Here is a 16,476-nt window from a genome sequence, read left to right on the forward strand (position 1 = left end):
TTTATCTCTTGTGTAATTTTTTGATTCTACGTGGATTTTGAAGTGGAGTACTACTACCTATAAATAGCTGGATGAAATTTTAAAGGATATGTAGCGAAGTTAGAGAAAATATATTATAATAAAAAATTGTGATTAAAAGGTACATTTTACGTTTAGACTTTAATTTTTCAGAATAAACTAGGGATAGGATTTACGGAAAAGGTATACATTTACGTAAAATCGACAAAAATCCGGACAAGAAAACGCACATTATGGAAGGATTCACAGAAGGGATGTAGAATACAGAAATATGCAAAACATCAGTAAGATTCTAGTTGATGCAGATGCATGTCCTGTGAAGGATGAAATTGTGCGAGTTGGAACAAAATTTCATGTCGAAATTTTGTTTGTCGCATCCTACGCCCATCGTTCGAGAAAACAGCAAGGAAATTGGATATATGTAGATTCTGAGCAAGATGAGGTGGATTTTTATATTTATAAACACGCTAAAGCTTCAGATCTCGTGATCACACAGGATATGGGACTTGCTGGTCTTCTTGTAAAAAAAGGAGTGTATGTATTATCTCCACGAGGTACATTTGTGACTGATGAGCAAATGGATACAATTTTATATAGTAGATATGTATCTGCGAAGTTACGCAGACAAGGGACCTATACAAAAGGTCCAAAATCATTTTCAATGCATGATCGACAATGCTTTTTAACAAATTTAGAAAAAATATTGTCGAATTATAAAGGAATCCTTTAATTTGTATCGAATACAAAATACGACACGGAGATGGAGTTATGGGGAACAGAATTCCCGAAGAAGTTGTTGAACAGATTCGGATATCATCTGATATTGTAGAAGTGATTGGTGAGTATGTTCAGCTCAGAAAGCAAGGGCGCAATTATTTTGGGCTTTGTCCATTCCATGGTGAGAATTCACCTTCATTTTCTGTTTCATCAGACAAGCAAATTTTTCATTGCTTCGGATGTGGAGAAGGAGGAAATGTTTTTTCATTTCTCATGAAGATGGAAGGACTTTCTTTCATAGAAGCTGTGCAAAAGCTTGGAGAAAGAAATAATATTTCGGTTGTAGATTATACATCGGGACAAGAACAACAAGAGAACATATCTGATGACAGTGTCATTATGTTACAGGCTCACGAACTTTTGAAAAAATACTATCACCATCTTTTAGTAAATACTGAAGAGGGGAATGAAGCTCTTTCTTATTTGCTAAATCGGGGTATTACAAAAGAGATGATTGCAAAGTTTGAAATTGGTTATGCATCCCCAGATTGGGATGCAGCAGCAAAAATATTACAAAAAAGAGGTTTTTCGCTATCAACCATGGAGCAAGCTGGCTTACTTGTACGGAGTGAAAGGGATGGCAGTCATCATGACCGTTTTCGCGGAAGGGTTATGTTTCCGATTCACACACTGCAAGGGAAAGTAGCAGCGTTTAGTGGAAGGGCATTAGGAGATGATACTCCGAAATACTTAAACAGCCCAGAAACACCTATTTTTCACAAAAGTAAGTTGCTGTATAACTTCCATCAAGCAAGGTCGTTTATCAGAAAACGAGGGCAAGTTGTTCTATTTGAAGGATATGCTGACGTATTAGCTGCTGTAAAAAGCGGGATTGAAGAAGCAGTTGCGACGATGGGAACAGCTCTAACAGAAGAACAGGCGAAACTTCTGCGACGTAATGTTGAAACTGTTGTTCTTTGCTATGATGGTGATAAAGCAGGACGAGAAGCGACGATGAAAGCAGGACAATTGTTATTGAAAGTTGGTTGTCACGTCAAGGTTACTTCATTGCCAGATAAGCTTGATCCTGATGAATATGTGCAACAATATGGAACAGCGGCGTTTGAAAATCTCGTAAAGGCTAGTATAAGTTTTGTTGGATTCAAAATAAATTACTTGCGTTTAGGGAAAAATTTGCAAGATGAGTCTGGTAAAGAAGAGTATGTGAAAAGTGTTTTAAAAGAGCTAGCTTTATTGCAAGATGCAATGCAAGCAGAGTCATATTTAAAATCATTATCGCAAGAATTTGCCTACTCAATGGAAACACTTTTAGGCCAATTGCACCAATATCGCAAAGAACAAAAGATACAGCAAAAACAAACGAAGCAAATTTCTAAGCCGCCTCGAATTGTTCAGGAAAAACCGAAATTTTCAGGTTTTGAAAGGGCAGAAAGAGAGCTCATTTACCATATGCTACAAAGTGCAGAAGTTGCTTTCCGTATCGAACCTCATATAGAAGATTTTCATACGGAAGAACATAAAGGGATTTTATATGAACTATACGCATATTATGAAAAGGGAAATGAACCTTCAGTCGGGAATTTCTTGAGTTGGCTCTCTGATGAGAAATTGAAAAATATTATCACCAATATTTCAACGGATGAATTCATTAATCCAGAATACACAGATGAAGTATTGCAAGGTCACTTAGAGGCACTAAGTCGCCATAAGCAAAAGCTTAAAAAAATGGAAACCATTTTTGCATTAAAGCAAATGGAAAAAACAGATCCAGTAGAAGCTGCAAAATTTTATGCAGCATATTTACAAAATCAGAAAGCAAGAAGATAGCTTTTTGTATAAAATTTTATTATAATGAATGTTTGTATCTCGCGTAAGGAGGGGAACAAATGGCTGATAAACCAGCTCGTTCTAAACAAATTGAAACTGATATGACCCTTGAGCAAGTGAAAGAACAACTCACTGAGCTCGGAAAAAAACGTGGCGTTCTTACATATGAAGAGATTGCCGAACGCATGAATGGATTTGAAATTGAATCCGATCAAATGGATGAATATTATGAATATTTAGGTGAGCAAGGAATTGATTTAGTTGGCGACAACGATGAAGGTCCGAATAATCACCAAATCACAAAGACAGAAGAAGAATTCGATTTAAATGATTTAAGTGTGCCGCCAGGTGTAAAAATCAATGACCCTGTTCGCATGTATTTAAAAGAAATCGGCCGTGTCGACTTACTATCTGCTGAAGAAGAAATTCGACTTGCAACACGCATTGAAGAAGGTGATGAAGAAGCGAAGCGCCGTCTTGCGGAAGCGAATTTACGTCTTGTTGTAAGTATTGCAAAACGATATGTAGGCCGTGGTATGCTCTTCTTAGACTTAATTCAAGAAGGAAACATGGGTCTAATTAAAGCTGTTGAAAAGTTCGATTATCGTAAAGGTTTTAAATTCAGTACGTATGCAACTTGGTGGATTCGCCAAGCGATTACACGTGCCATTGCAGACCAAGCGAGAACAATTCGTATTCCAGTTCATATGGTTGAAACAATTAATAAATTAATCCGTGTACAGCGTCAATTGTTACAAGATTTAGGACGTGAACCATCTCCAGAAGAGATTGGAGAAGAAATGGATCTTGCTCCAGAAAAAGTACGCGAAATCTTAAAGATTGCACAGGAGCCAGTTTCTCTTGAAACACCAATTGGTGAAGAGGATGACTCACATTTAGGCGATTTTATTGAAGACCAAGAAGCAACATCACCTGCGGACCATGCAGCGTATGAGTTGCTAAAAGAACAATTAGAAGATGTGTTAGACACACTAACAGATCGTGAAGAAAATGTTCTACGTCTTCGTTTCGGTTTAGATGATGGACGAACTCGTACGCTTGAAGAAGTTGGGAAAGTATTCGGCGTAACGAGAGAGCGTATTCGTCAAATTGAAGCAAAAGCGCTTCGTAAATTAAGACATCCAAGCCGTAGCAAACGTCTAAAAGATTTCTTAGAATAGAGTTCTTTTTAAGTTTACTTCACATTTGTGAAGTAAACTTTTTTATTTTATTAATTTTTGTTAAAATTTAGCTGCGAGTAACGATTACAATTCTTGTAATTTATTTTACAGAATTGTCTTTTGATTTGCAAATGCTCATTTTTCGATTTTTCGATTAATTTCGTTTATTCTATGCAAAAATATATGTAGAAAAACAAAAAATATGATGATACGCGTTGATATTTATCAAAATAATATGTGATAAAAGAGAGATAATCAATAAACTGAATTTATGGAATATTTGTAACAACTGATAGTTTTGTCTTTTCTGATAGAACGTTTTCAAGTACAATGGAAGTAACTGAATCATCTAACTATTAGGGGCGTAGAGGGGGGAGAAGAAATATGAAACGTAATCCGCTGATTCCGTTTGCACTCATTGCTGTAATAGGGATTGTTATTATGTTTGTATTTTCGTTTGAGGGGTTATATAAATCTAAAGAGCTAGCTGATGCAAAAAATGGGGGAAAACCAGCGCAAACGGCATCAAAACCAGAAGATATTGTGAAACAGAGCTGTGCGAGCTGTCATGGTGATCAGCTGCAAGGTGCAGTAGGACCTAACTTACAAAAAGTTGGCGGAAAACTTTCCAAAGATGAAATTAAAGAAGTAATTGTAAACGGAAAGGGAAATATGCCAAAGAATTTAATTCCAGCAGATCAGGCTTCTAAAGTAGCTGATTGGTTATCGAAGAAAAAATAAAGCTAGATAAAACAAGTTCTTTGCCTATAGCAAGGGGCTTGTTTTTCTTTTCTTTCTAAAATACGATGAAATAAAAGAATTGTTTTGTTTCTTTACTTGCAACAACTACTGTAAATTCATTATCATGGAGACAGACTGACAAGAGAAGGAGTAATGGGAATAAATGAATGAAGTGAAGCTTTCAAAAAGATTAGAAGAAGTAGTGCGGGAGATTCCGGTAGGATCTACAGTTGCAGATATTGGTTCTGACCATGCGTATTTACCGTGCTATACAATTATAAATAATATTGCTACAAAGGCAGTAGCGGGAGAAGTGGTAGATGGACCGTTCCGTTCTGCACAGGCTACAGTGGCTGAGAGTGGCTTGCAAGAAAAGGTAGATGTTCGTAAGGGAAATGGCTTAGCTGTGATTACACCAGGAGAAGTTGATGTTATTACAATTGCTGGTATGGGTGGAGCGCTAATTCGTGATATTTTAGAGAATGGAAAAGAGAAGCTAAATGGTGTAACGCGTTTAATTTTACAGCCCAATATTGCTGCGCATCATATTCGTGAATGGTTTGTTGAAAATGGTTGGGAGCTGATTCATGAAAAAATTATAAAAGAAGATGGCAAGATTTATGAGATTTTAGTTGGAGAAAAAGGTGACCCATTAACTCCTTATCATGAAAATAAACAAGCTGAGTTATTTATTGGACCATTTTTGATGAAAGAAAAAAGTAATGCGTTTGTAGAGAAATGGGAAAATGAACTAAAAAACTTTCAAAATATCCTGAAGCAGCTGGAGCGTGCGACAGAATCAGAAGATACAAAAGCGAAACGGATTGAAGTAGTTGAGAAAATGAAAATGATAGAGGAGGTTTTATCATGAGTAAAATTCCAAATGGTTATGAAGTGATTTCTTTATTTGAAAGTATGTATCCGAAGCATCTAGCGATGGAAGGCGATAAGATTGGTTTGCAGATTGGTGCACTTAATAAACCAGTCCAGCATGTATTGATTGCACTAGATGTTACAGAAGCGGTTGTCGAAGAAGCGATTCAAATAGGAGCGAATGTGATTATTGCTCATCATCCTCTTATTTTTAATCCACTAAAAGCAATTCATACAGATAAAGTATACGGACGAATTATTGAAACTTGTATCAAAAACGATATCGCTGTTTATGCAGCACATACAAATGTCGATGTAGCAAAAGGTGGAGTGAATGATTTACTTGCAGATGCATTAGGATTGCATAATACAGAAGTGTTCGTTCCGACATACTCGGAAGAAATGAAAAAGATCGTTGTATTTGTGCCTGCAACGCATGCTGAAGAAGTTCGCGAAGCTCTCGGGAATGCTGGAGCGGGTTATATCGGCAACTATAGCCATTGTACGTTCAATAGTGAAGGAACAGGTACATTTATGCCTGGGGAGGGGACAAATCCTCATATCGGCGAAACTGGGCAGTTAGAGCGTGTAGAAGAGGTAAGGATTGAAACGATTATTCCAGCTTCACTAGAGCGGAAAGTCGTAAAAGCAATGGTAACAGCTCATCCATATGAGGAAGTTGCTTATGATGTGTATCCACTTGATAATAAGGGAGAGACGTTAGGGCTTGGAAAGATTGGATATTTGCAAGAAGAAATGACATTAGGTCAGTTTGCTGACCATGTGAAAGCGGCATTAGATGTAAAAGGGGCACGAGTTGTTGGGAATGTAAACGACAAAGTGCGAAAAGTAGCAGTGCTTGGCGGTGATGGGAATAAATATATTACGCAAGCGAAATTTAAAGGAGCAGATGTATATGTGACAGGCGATATGTATTACCATGTTGCACACGATGCGATGATGCTCGGATTAAATATTGTTGACCCAGGACATAATGTTGAAAAAGTAATGAAACAAGGTGTGCAAAAGCAATTGCAACAAAAAGTGGATGAGAAAAAATTTGCTGTGCAAATTCATGCTTCTCAGTTACATACAGATCCTTTTACTTTTGTATAAGCAAGTATAAACCTTTCTTTTTAGATGGAAGAGAGCATCCGGCTATGTATAGAGGCGGTCAGATCCTTTTCCTGCCCCATGCCAAGTGAAAACAAAGAGAGAAAACGAATGTAGGTAACTTTTTTGTTCTTCGTGGCAGCGACTTATATGTGGAAAGATCAAAATAGATTTATCCCGCTATTTGCGGGCAGTAAGACCCCCACCTCAAAATTCAGCAAGAGCAAAGAAGTTAGGAGGGGATCAACTGCCCGTAAAAGCTCGATTGGTGCGAGCTGATAATCAGTGGAGGATGAAGAAAACCCCACTGATTAAAGTTTCACTTGATATAGAATGAAAAAATCCGTTGCTAGTTAATTAGCAACGGATTTTTTATTATTGTTTTTTTGCCTTTACACGCGGCAAGATTTTTTGAAGTGGTACGTTTCGTTTACGTTCCCAAGTTGCTGGGTTCATCGGATCGTACTGTTCTAAAAAGGCGATTACTTCTTTTGTAATTGGCGTTGGTGTAGAAGCCCCAGCAGTAACAGCGACGTTTTCGATACCTTGCAGCCACTCTAATTGAATTTCGCTTACATCTGCAACGCGGTATGCCTTTGTACCAGCAATCTCTTGTGATACTTGAGCTAAGCGGTTTGAGTTATTACTTTTTGGATCACCAACAACAATCGTTAAATCAGCCACATCTGCTTGCTTAGCAACTGCTTCTTGACGGACTTGTGTTGCTAAACAAATTTCTTTATGAAATTCAGCTGTTGGGAATTTTTTCTGGATGTCTTCCATCAGGTGCTGAACGTCCCATTGGCTCATTGTTGTTTGATTTGTAACTAAAATTTTATCTGTTGGGATTTCTAGTGTCTCTAAATCATCCGCTTTTTCAATAAGATGAACGATATCAGATGCGATACCAACGGCGCCTTCTGGTTCCGGATGTCCCTTTTTACCGATGTAAATCACATGGTAGCCTTCCGCTTTTTTTGCTTCAATGAGGTCATGTGTTTTCGTAACGTCTGGACATGTTGCATCAATTGTCGTTAACCCTTTTTCTTTCGCGCGTTTTTTAACTTCTGGAGAAACGCCATGTGCTGTGAAAATAACAGTACCAGAATCAATTTTGTCTAAAATCTCTAATCGACTTGGACCATCTAATGTAATAATGCCATCTTCTTCGAAAGCATCTGTTACATGTTTGTTATGAACAATCATACCTAAAATATAAATTGGTCTCGGTAATGTTTTATCTAGTGCAGCATTGCGTGCGATGACCATCGCATCAACAACACCGTAGCAATAACCACGAGGGGAAATTTTAACAATCTTCATGTGAGTAATCCTCTCCTTCTAAACAAGGGATCCTTTTTATACATAGTCTTTTACATTATAAAGGAGGAGTGGACAGAAAACAAAGGATTGTTAGACATATAGTTTCGGTTTTGGTGCCATAGGTGGAATATCCTCTTTAGGTGACACCTTTTCAATAACTGGTTCTAAAATTATTTTCTTCTTTTTTTTCTTTTTTGAAGGTGGAGGTGGTGTGGTAATTACTTCCACTTTTTCCGTTGATTCTTCAGCGGCACCTTTTCCGGAAGTAAGAATTTTTACGATGCTTGGTATGCTGCGCACGATGGGACCGTATTGTTCGACGACAGGGCCGACAGATTGAGCGACTTGAGCAACCTTCTCAATGTTATTTAACATGCCAGTAGGATTGGAGATTAAATTGGAAAAGAAGCTACCGATACCACCGCCAGTGCTAGGTGCCACCGGTGCTGAGCCACGTGTTTCATTCGGATCGTTCATTTGAGGTGGCATCATTTGTGGTGACATCATTGATTGTGGTTGTTGCATATAGGGCTGCTGATGTTGATACATCATCGGTTGTCCTTCCATTTGTTGATAGGGGGGGACCATTTGCATAAAGGGCTGAGTCGGATCATGCTTTTGGAATAGTTTAGCGAGAAATCCTTTCTTTTTTTGCATCATAGGCGGTAAATTAGGTATGGGATACGGGGTGTATGGTTGTTGCTGCCCTGTATACATTTGCTGCATAGGGGATTTCGGATACATAAGAGAAATCCTCCTTTCTTCAGTTAGGTATATACACATACAATATGCAATGAAAAGAAATAAGGTTAGTTTTTGAATTGAAAACCTAAACTAAAGATGGATTTTACTATTAGATTTCGATATAATGTAGACTTGACTGATTTGTGCGCGCAGTAGAAATTTTAGAAAGAAGGTGTAACTTATGACACTACAAACATTTACTCAGTATAATTTTCAACCATTTTTAATAGATGCAGTTCGTGAACTACGCTTTTCGGAGCCGACAGAAATTCAACAGAAAATTTTTCCTGTTGTGAAAAAAGGTGTGAGTGTAATTGGACAGTCCCAAACAGGTTCTGGGAAAACTCACGCATACTTACTTCCAACTTTAAACAGAATTGATGCAAAACGCGAAGAAGTACAACTTGTCATTACAGCGCCTACTCGTGAGTTAGCACAACAAATTTATCAAGAGATTGTGAAGTTAACAAAGTTTTGTGCGGAAGATCAAATGATTACAGCCCGTTGTTTAATTGGCGGAACGGACAAACAACGCTCCATTGAAAAGCTGAAAAAGCAACCTCATGTTGTTGTTGGAACACCAGGACGTATTAAAGATTTAGTAGAAGAACAAGCACTATTTGTTCATACAGCATCTACTATTATTGTCGATGAGGCAGATTTAATGCTTGATATGGGATTCATTCAAGACGTAGATAAAATTGCCGCACGCATGCCTAAAAACTTGCAAATGCTTGTGTTCTCTGCAACGATTCCTCAAAAATTAAAGCCGTTTATGAAGAAGTATATGGAGAATCCAGAGCACATTCATATTAATCCGAAACAAGTTGCAGCAGGGAATATTGAGCATTATTTAGTACCTTCTAGACATCGCAATAAGATTGAATTAGTGAAAAATATGTTGCTTCAATTTAAGCCATATTTAGCAATCGTCTTTACAAATACGAAAAAGATGGCAGATGAAGTTGCGAATGGATTAACAGAGCGTGGATTAAAAGTTGGACGTATCCATGGGGATTTATCTCCACGTGACCGTAAAAAAATGATGAAACAAATTCGTGATTTAGAATTTCAATATATTGTCGCGACTGACTTAGCAGCACGTGGTATTGATATTGAAGGAATCAGTCATGTAATTAACTATGAACTTCCTTCAGATTTAGATTTCTTCGTGCATCGCGTTGGAAGAACAGCCCGTGCTGGTTATTCTGGTATCGCAGTGACAATTTATGATCCAGCAAACGAAGAAGCATTAGATAGCTTAGAAAAACAACGTAATATTACATTTAAACATGTAGATTTACGAGGAGACGAATGGACGGATTTAGGTGAGCGTCATCGTCGAAAAAGCCGTAAGAAACCGAATAACGAGCTGGATATTATGGCAACGAAGGTTGTTAAAAAACCGAAAAAGGTCAAGCCAGGTTATAAGAAAAAGCTTGCAACTGAACGTGAAAAAGTGAAGAAAAAGTATAGCAATAAAAAAAGATAAGGGGGTTCCCTTATCTTTTTTTATTCAGTTGTTTGCTGGGATAAGCTCCTTATTTCAAGATTCAGCGGGTGGAGAGGGAGCTGCTGATTAAAGTTTCACTTTATATTATTTTTTGTAGTGTTTTTGTGAACAAACAATTCACTACATATTTCTACAAATTATGCTATCATTATAGCTATTGGATATTGAAGAGGTGATTATATGTTAAAGATTGGATCTCATGTTTCTATGAGTGGTAAAAAGATGTTATTAGCAGCGAGTGAAGAGGCTGTTTCATATGGCGCGACAACGTTTATGATTTATACAGGTGCACCGCAAAATACGAGAAGAAAACCAATTGAAGAATTGAATATAGAAGCTGGACGAAAACATATGGAGCTTAATGGTATTGAGGAAATTATTGTCCATGCACCTTATATTATTAATGTTGGTAATACGACAAAACCTGAAACGTTCCAATTAGGTGTAGATTTCCTTCGTATGGAAATTGAAAGAACAGAAGCGTTAGGAGTAGCAAAGCAAATTGTACTTCATCCAGGTGCTCACGTTGGTGCAGGAGCTGAAGCTGGTATTCAGCAAATCATTAAAGGGCTAAATGAAGTATTGACGCCAGAACAGACAGTAAATATTGCATTAGAAACGATGGCTGGAAAAGGAACGGAGTGCGGGCGTAGCTTTGACGAAATCGCAAAAATTATTGATGGTGTAACATATAACGAAAAATTATCTGTCTGTTTTGACACGTGTCATACACATGATGCAGGTTATGACATTGTTAACGATTTTGATGGCGTATTAAATGAGTTTGATAAGATCGTTGGGATTGATCGTTTGCAAGTGTTGCATATTAACGATAGTAAAAATGTACGCGGAGCTGGAAAAGACCGTCATGAAAATATTGGTTTTGGCCATATTGGTTATAAAGCGTTGCATCATATCGTGCATCATCCACAATTACAACATGTACCAAAAATTCTTGAAACACCATATGTGGGTGAGGATAAGAAAGATAAAAAACCACCATATAAGTTTGAAATTGAAATGTTAAAGAGTGGTTCATTTGATGAAGGTCTTCTTGAGAAGATTAAAGAACAATAAGGAGGGGGATTTCCCCTCCTTATTTTAATAGTTTCTGAAATAACGTATTTATTTGTTGAGCGGTAGATGGGGAAGTGACCTTTGCGATTTTTTTTAAAAGTTCTAGTCTTTCTCCTGTATCATAAATATTGATATTTTTCCCTTTTAGTAAAGGGACGATTTGCTCAGCTTGTTCAGTTGTGATGGGAACTTCATATTCTTTACTATATTTCAATAATTCTTTTGTTGTCATATGATTTAATTTTTTGTTTACAATGTGTTTGATAAGGTTCATGATGCAGTCCTCCTTCAGGCGTCCTTATATCGAAATATATGTCTGGAATGCTTGTATATATTCGCGTAGTAGTTGCTTTTTTCTATAAGGAAAAGAAGAGTATGTTATAATAAAAGAACAGAATTGCATAGAGAATGTATAGGGAGGACTTATGGAGAAAAAACAACATCGAAAAGAAAGTATTATCCATCTATTGTATCGTTTAGTTATGATTGTCTTTGGTGCAACATGTGCGGCGGTAGCAATTGAACTATTTTTAATGCCGAATAAAATTATTGATGGCGGTATTATCGGTATTTCCCTCATACTAGATTACCTTACACCTAACATTTGGTGGTTAAGTTTTTCTACTTTAGTTGTCATCCTCAATATCCCGTTTATGTATTCCGGTTATAAACAAATTGGGAAAACTTTCATGTTATCTTCTGCTTTTGCAATTGTAGCTTTAGCGTTCATTGAGACAACATTACATACCATTAAACCATTTACGACAGAACCGATTTTAGCAACTGTTTTTGGCGGGCTTATTTTAGGCCTTGGTGTAGGGCTTGTTATTCGTCATGGTGGTTCATTAGATGGTACAGAAATTATGGGGATTTTATTAACAAAGAAATTACCGTTTTCTGTCGGTGAATTCGTTATGTTTGTGAATTTATTTATTTTTGCTTGGGCTGCATTTGTATTTGGTGTCGAGCAAGCGATGTATTCTGTTATGACATACTATATTGCGTTTAAAACAATTGATACGGTTATTCAAGGGTTGGATGAAACAAAAGCAGTTCTAATTGTATCAGATCAATATGAAGAAGTATCAAATGCAATTTTACACCGCCTTGGTCGTGGGACAACGAAACTTGTTGCTAAGGGTGGTTATACAGATAAAGAAAAAGAAGTAATTTATGCAGTCGTTACACGTCTTGAGGTAACGAAATTAAAATCAATTGTTCATGAAATTGATGAAAATGCCTTTATTACAATTATGAGCACGCAAGAGACAAATGGCGGTAAATTTAAATCAGCAATTCATTAAAAATACGTATTCAAAAAAGAAACTAGAGAGAGTCAATCGGTCCGGGCGCAAGAGGAAATGTGACAGCTATCTTTGTCGTGATTTTTGAATATCCTTAAAAAGTAGAGAGATTTTCTCTGCTTTTTTGTTATAATAATAAGGTTGTCCAAAATAAAGAATATATTTTAGGCAGATTGGTTTACAACTATAATAAGCTATACTATAATTCAAATAGAAATAAATCGGAATCATTCTGAATTAAAATAGGTGAGATGCTATGAATAATATGTTGGAAATAGAAGGGCTGACATTTCGGTATGAAGATCGAAATGTGTTAGAAGATATTAATTTGCAAGTTCCCAAGGGGGCTTTTTTAGGTTTGGTTGGGCCTAATGGATCTGGTAAATCGACCTTATTAAAGTGTATATTAGGTGTTTTGAAGCCGAAGAAGGGAAGTATTCGGTTATTTGGTATTGATAGTAAGAAATTTAAAGAGTGGAATAAAATTGGTTATGTTTCACAAAAGGCTAACAGCTTTAATTCTGGTTTTCCAGCGACTGTCTTTGAAGTTGTTTCAATGGGACTTGTTTCAAAAAAGGGTCTATTTCGTTTCTTGAAGAAAGAAGATAAAGAAAAGGTCACAAAGGCAATCTCAGATGTAGGAATGAGTGAATTTCAAAATCGTAACATCGGAGAGCTTTCCGGTGGGCAACAGCAACGTGTATTTATCGCACGTGCGCTTGTAAGCAACCCAGAATTACTGATTTTGGACGAGCCTACAGTGGGGATTGATATAAAGAGTGTAGAGAGCTTTTATGAGATACTAGAAGATTTAAATAAAAAACTAGGTATCACACTGATTCTGGTTACACACGATATGGGGGCTGTAACAGAGAAGGTGACGCATGTTGCCTGTTTAAATCAGCATTTACATTTCCATGGAAATGTTGAGAAATTCCGAGAGTTAGAAGATGCGGAAATGTCGATTTTATATGGACATCATGTTCATCGTTTAGAGCATGATCATGAGCATCACGGGAGGATATAATGATACAGGATTTTTTACAATATGATTTTTTACGTAATTCTTTATACGCTGGTATTTTAATAGGACTTGTTGCCCCATTAATTGGTGTGTTTGTTGTCATTCGCCGTTTGTCACTGATTGCAGATGCATTGAGTCATGTGACATTATCAGGGATTGCCGCAAGTTTGTTGCTGGAAAAAACAATTTTTACAGGTGGATTTTTAAATCCGTTATATATGGGGATGATTTTTTCAATAGGCGGGGCGCTATTAATTGAAAAATTACGTACTGTATATAAACATTATCAAGAATTAGCGATTCCGATTATTCTTTCAGCAGGGATGGGAATTGGAGTTATCTTTATTTCGCTTGCCAATGGATTTAATACGGATTTATTTAGTTATTTATTTGGTAGCGTGAGCGCTGTAACGAACACAGATTTAATTCTTATTGGTATTGTAGCAATCGTAGTTATTGCAACGATCATTTTATTATATAAAGAGTTATTTTTATTATCATTTGACGAGGAATATGCTGTATCAACAGGACTTCGTGCAAAATGGATTCACTTTATTTTTATTATTTTAGTTGCGCTTGTTATTGCGGTATCAATGCGTGTTGTTGGGGTTCTTCTCGTGTCATCTTTAATGACGTTACCAGTTGCAGCAAGTATCCGCATCGCAAAAGGTTTTAAACAAACAATTTTCTTTTCCATTTTATTTGGTGAAATTTCCGTGATAGGTGGGCTGTTCGCTTCTTATCAGCTTGATTTAGCTCCAGGTGGTACAATTGTTATGCTAGCGGTTCTTATTTTAATCGGTGCAATCTTATGGAAGAAGAAAAAAACTGCATAAAGTAGGGATAGTTATGAATCTGACAGAAGCTTTACGCCTTATGAAAGAAAAAGGCTATAAACACACTGGAAAAAGGGAAGAAATGTTACGTTTATTTGTGGCTCATAATCGCTATTTAACTGCAAAAGATGTTTTAGAGCATATGAAGGATGATTACCCAGGGCTAAGTTTTGATACCATCTATCGTAATTTAACGGTATTTGCTGAAATTGGTGTTTTAGAACAAACAGAACTAAATGGAGAAAAACATTTCCGGTTTACATGTTCTATTATGGAACATCATCATCATTTCATTTGCTTGGATTGTGGTGGTACAAAAGAAATTACTTCTTGTCCAATGGATTTTATGAATAAAGATTTTAAAGGATATGAGGTAACGGGGCATAAGTTTGAAATATATGGACGTTGCCCGAAGTGTGCAAAGTAAGAGCTCGTCAGTTACGAAACTGACGAGCTTTTATTTTTAGTTTTCTTACAAACATATAATAAAAACGGCTATCTGGTAACATCCAGACAGCCGTTTTTTATTATTGCTCTTGTTTTTCTTTTTCTTTTTCTTGATTTGCAGCCATTTCAGCAGCAATTACATCAATTTCTTTTTTGAGTTCTTCTACCATTGTTTCTTCCGGTACTTTACGAACGACTTTTCCTTTACGGAATAATAAACCTTCTCCGCGTGCGCCAGCAATACCGATATCAGCTTCACGAGCTTCACCAGGACCGTTTACAGCGCAGCCAAGTACAGCAACTTTAATTGGTACTTTCAGTGTAGAGATGTATTCTTCTACTTCATTTGCAATACTGATAAGGTCAATTTCAATACGACCGCATGTTGGACAAGAAATAAGCGTCGCAGCGTTCGATGCAAGACCGAATGATTTTAACAATTCGCGAGCAACTTTTACTTCTTCCACTGGATCAGCACTTAATGAAATACGAAGTGTATTTCCGATACCTTTACTTAAGATTGCTCCAAGACCGGCAGCACTTTTTACAGTGCCGGCAAATAGTGTTCCGGATTCTGTAATACCTAAGTGTAATGGGTAATCAAAAGCACGAGCTGCTTTTTCATAAGCTTCAATTGCTAAGTTAACATCAGAGGCTTTCATTGACACGATAATATCATGGAAATCTAAGTCCTCTAAAATTTTAATATGATGCAGTGCACTTTCAACCATACCATCTGCAGTAGGGTATCCATATTTTTCTAAAATATGACGTTCTAATGAACCAGCATTTACACCAATACGAATTGGAATACCGCGTTCTTTTGCAGCATTTACAACCGCTTCTACTTTATGGCGGCGCCCAATGTTTCCTGGGTTGATACGTACTTTATCAATGCCGCCTTCAATTGCTTTTAAAGCAAGACGATAATCAAAGTGAATATCGGCAACAAGTGGGATGTTAATTTGTTTTTTAATATCAGCAATAGCATTTGCTGCGCGTTCGTCTGGAACAGCAACGCGGACAATTTGACAACCTGCTTCTTCTAAACGTTTGATTTCAGCAACAGTTGCTTCTACATCATGCGTTTTTGTTGTTGTCATACTTTGTATAATTAATTCATTATTACCGCCAATTGTTAAATTACCGACTTTAACAGGACGTGTTTTTGTACGATGAGTCATTTCATTCACGAATAGATCGCTCTCCTTATAAAAGAAGTTTCTTATTTTGCCCTTCATATCAAATATAGTATATGTGATATGAAGCAATAGAAACCTATATGCTCGGTTTCGCTTTTACTATTGTATCAGCGCCTTTATGTAATTGACAAGGATTAAGTGATGGTTCATTGATATAACGGGAATTTGTAAGATTTTCCGATTTGAATTTTTGTAGAAGGTGTATTTTTATTTAATTGTTTAAAATCATCGATTACAGTTTCAATAGAAGGAACTTTTTTCTTATTAATCGCTTCTGTAATAGATAAAACAGTGTCTCCTGTTTTTACTTCAATCGCTTTATACTGTGCATCTGTTTCTTTTTTTGCTTTTGTCTCAACATTTTCTTTTTTTACAGTTTGGACAGCTGTTGTTTTTTTGTATGAACTTAACATTGGTAAAGTACCAATTTTTATATCGTAATAAAACACGTAACCGAGAACAAGCACAAGTAAGAATGCACTAAGTCTCTTCATATTCCTCACTCCTTTGTTAGG

General features: G+C 36.7%; 17 protein-coding genes. 12 read left to right on the top strand and 5 right to left on the bottom strand.

The window, feature by feature from the left end; translation table 11 throughout:
* The first annotated feature begins 289 nt into the window (after positions 1 to 289).
* The 6 genes from Y7E_RS0108145 (at position 290) to Y7E_RS0108170 (ending at position 6,494) form a co-directional block, all read left to right on the top strand.
* Positions 290 to 748, top strand: a complete 459-nt coding sequence (locus tag Y7E_RS0108145; RefSeq protein ID WP_017150784.1) for a YaiI/YqxD family protein — start codon at positions 290 to 292, stop codon at positions 746 to 748.
* 38 nt (positions 749 to 786) lie between these two features.
* A complete protein-coding gene (gene dnaG / locus Y7E_RS0108150; RefSeq protein ID WP_017150785.1) occupies positions 787 to 2,583 on the top strand; it encodes a DNA primase in 1,797 nt (598 codons plus the stop codon).
* A 59-nt stretch (positions 2,584 to 2,642) separates the two neighbouring features.
* Positions 2,643 to 3,764 (top strand): RNA polymerase sigma factor RpoD, encoded by a 1,122-nt coding sequence (rpoD, locus tag Y7E_RS0108155; protein WP_003200669.1) that lies wholly within the window; start codon positions 2,643 to 2,645, stop codon positions 3,762 to 3,764.
* Between the two features lie 384 nt (positions 3,765 to 4,148).
* Positions 4,149 to 4,505, top strand: a complete 357-nt coding sequence (cccA, locus tag Y7E_RS0108160) for a cytochrome c550 (RefSeq protein WP_017150786.1) — start codon at positions 4,149 to 4,151, stop codon at positions 4,503 to 4,505.
* Positions 4,506 to 4,668: 163 nt separating this feature from the next.
* Positions 4,669 to 5,376, top strand: a complete 708-nt coding sequence (locus Y7E_RS0108165) for a tRNA (adenine(22)-N(1))-methyltransferase (RefSeq protein WP_017150787.1) — start codon at positions 4,669 to 4,671, stop codon at positions 5,374 to 5,376.
* Positions 5,373 to 6,494 carry a Nif3-like dinuclear metal center hexameric protein gene (locus Y7E_RS0108170; protein ID WP_017150788.1) on the top strand — a complete coding sequence of 374 codons (1,122 nt, stop codon included), beginning with the start codon at positions 5,373 to 5,375 and terminating at the stop codon, positions 6,492 to 6,494. Before Y7E_RS0108165 ends, Y7E_RS0108170 begins: the two co-directional genes overlap by 4 nt.
* 372 nt (positions 6,495 to 6,866) lie before the next feature.
* Here the strand turns inward: Y7E_RS0108170 and Y7E_RS0108175 are convergent, their stop codons facing one another.
* On the bottom strand, positions 6,867 to 7,814 hold the full coding sequence (locus Y7E_RS0108175; RefSeq protein WP_017150789.1) for a 4-hydroxy-3-methylbut-2-enyl diphosphate reductase: 948 nt from the start codon (positions 7,812 to 7,814) through the stop codon (positions 6,867 to 6,869).
* A gap of 90 nt (positions 7,815 to 7,904) precedes the next feature.
* The gene (vrrA, locus tag Y7E_RS0108180; RefSeq protein ID WP_017150790.1) at positions 7,905 to 8,558 is read right to left on the bottom strand and encodes a VrrA/YqfQ family protein; all 654 of its coding nucleotides are present in this window, start codon (positions 8,556 to 8,558) and stop codon (positions 7,905 to 7,907) included.
* 181 nt (positions 8,559 to 8,739) lie between these two features.
* Between vrrA and Y7E_RS0108185 the strand changes: the two genes are divergently transcribed.
* Entirely contained in the window at positions 8,740 to 10,050 is a 1,311-nt protein-coding gene (locus tag Y7E_RS0108185; RefSeq protein WP_017150791.1) for a DEAD/DEAH box helicase, read from the top strand.
* A 201-nt stretch (positions 10,051 to 10,251) separates the two neighbouring features.
* Positions 10,252 to 11,148: a deoxyribonuclease IV gene (locus tag Y7E_RS0108190; RefSeq protein ID WP_017150792.1), complete on the top strand. Its 897-nt coding sequence runs from the start codon at positions 10,252 to 10,254 to the stop codon at positions 11,146 to 11,148.
* Between the two features lie 19 nt (positions 11,149 to 11,167).
* On the opposite strand, the gene Y7E_RS0108195 is transcribed toward Y7E_RS0108190, so the two are convergent.
* Positions 11,168 to 11,422, bottom strand: coding sequence for a DUF2624 domain-containing protein (locus Y7E_RS0108195; RefSeq protein WP_017150793.1), 255 nt, complete (start codon positions 11,420 to 11,422; stop codon positions 11,168 to 11,170).
* 151 nt (positions 11,423 to 11,573) lie between these two features.
* Between Y7E_RS0108195 and Y7E_RS0108200 the strand changes: the two genes are divergently transcribed.
* The 4 genes from Y7E_RS0108200 to Y7E_RS0108215 all read left to right on the top strand — a co-directional run bounded on the left by Y7E_RS0108200 (position 11,574) and on the right by Y7E_RS0108215 (position 14,739).
* Positions 11,574 to 12,452 carry a YitT family protein gene (locus Y7E_RS0108200; RefSeq protein ID WP_017150794.1) on the top strand — a complete coding sequence of 293 codons (879 nt, stop codon included), beginning with the start codon at positions 11,574 to 11,576 and terminating at the stop codon, positions 12,450 to 12,452.
* A gap of 256 nt (positions 12,453 to 12,708) precedes the next feature.
* Complete coding sequence (locus Y7E_RS0108205; RefSeq protein ID WP_017150795.1) at positions 12,709 to 13,479, top strand: metal ABC transporter ATP-binding protein; 771 nt, start codon at positions 12,709 to 12,711, stop codon at positions 13,477 to 13,479.
* Positions 13,479 to 14,312 carry a metal ABC transporter permease gene (locus Y7E_RS0108210; protein ID WP_017150796.1) on the top strand — a complete coding sequence of 278 codons (834 nt, stop codon included), beginning with the start codon at positions 13,479 to 13,481 and terminating at the stop codon, positions 14,310 to 14,312. The genes Y7E_RS0108205 and Y7E_RS0108210 overlap by 1 nt, the downstream gene beginning before the upstream one ends.
* A 13-nt stretch (positions 14,313 to 14,325) precedes the next feature.
* The gene (locus Y7E_RS0108215; protein ID WP_017150797.1) at positions 14,326 to 14,739 is read left to right on the top strand and encodes a Fur family transcriptional regulator; all 414 of its coding nucleotides are present in this window, start codon (positions 14,326 to 14,328) and stop codon (positions 14,737 to 14,739) included.
* Between the two features lie 100 nt (positions 14,740 to 14,839).
* On the opposite strand, the gene ispG is transcribed toward Y7E_RS0108215, so the two are convergent.
* Together ispG and Y7E_RS0108225 are read right to left on the bottom strand one after the other, a co-directional pair.
* Positions 14,840 to 15,943, bottom strand: a complete 1,104-nt coding sequence (ispG, locus tag Y7E_RS0108220) for a flavodoxin-dependent (E)-4-hydroxy-3-methylbut-2-enyl-diphosphate synthase (RefSeq protein ID WP_161603953.1) — start codon at positions 15,941 to 15,943, stop codon at positions 14,840 to 14,842.
* A gap of 164 nt (positions 15,944 to 16,107) precedes the next feature.
* Complete coding sequence (locus tag Y7E_RS0108225; RefSeq protein ID WP_017150799.1) at positions 16,108 to 16,455, bottom strand: hypothetical protein; 348 nt, start codon at positions 16,453 to 16,455, stop codon at positions 16,108 to 16,110.
* Positions 16,456 to 16,476 lie beyond the last annotated feature (21 nt).

Origin of the sequence: Bacillus bingmayongensis (assembly GCF_000299035.1) — a bacterium.
In the GTDB taxonomy this organism is placed as follows: Bacteria; Bacillota; Bacilli; order Bacillales; family Bacillaceae_G; genus Bacillus_A; species Bacillus_A bingmayongensis.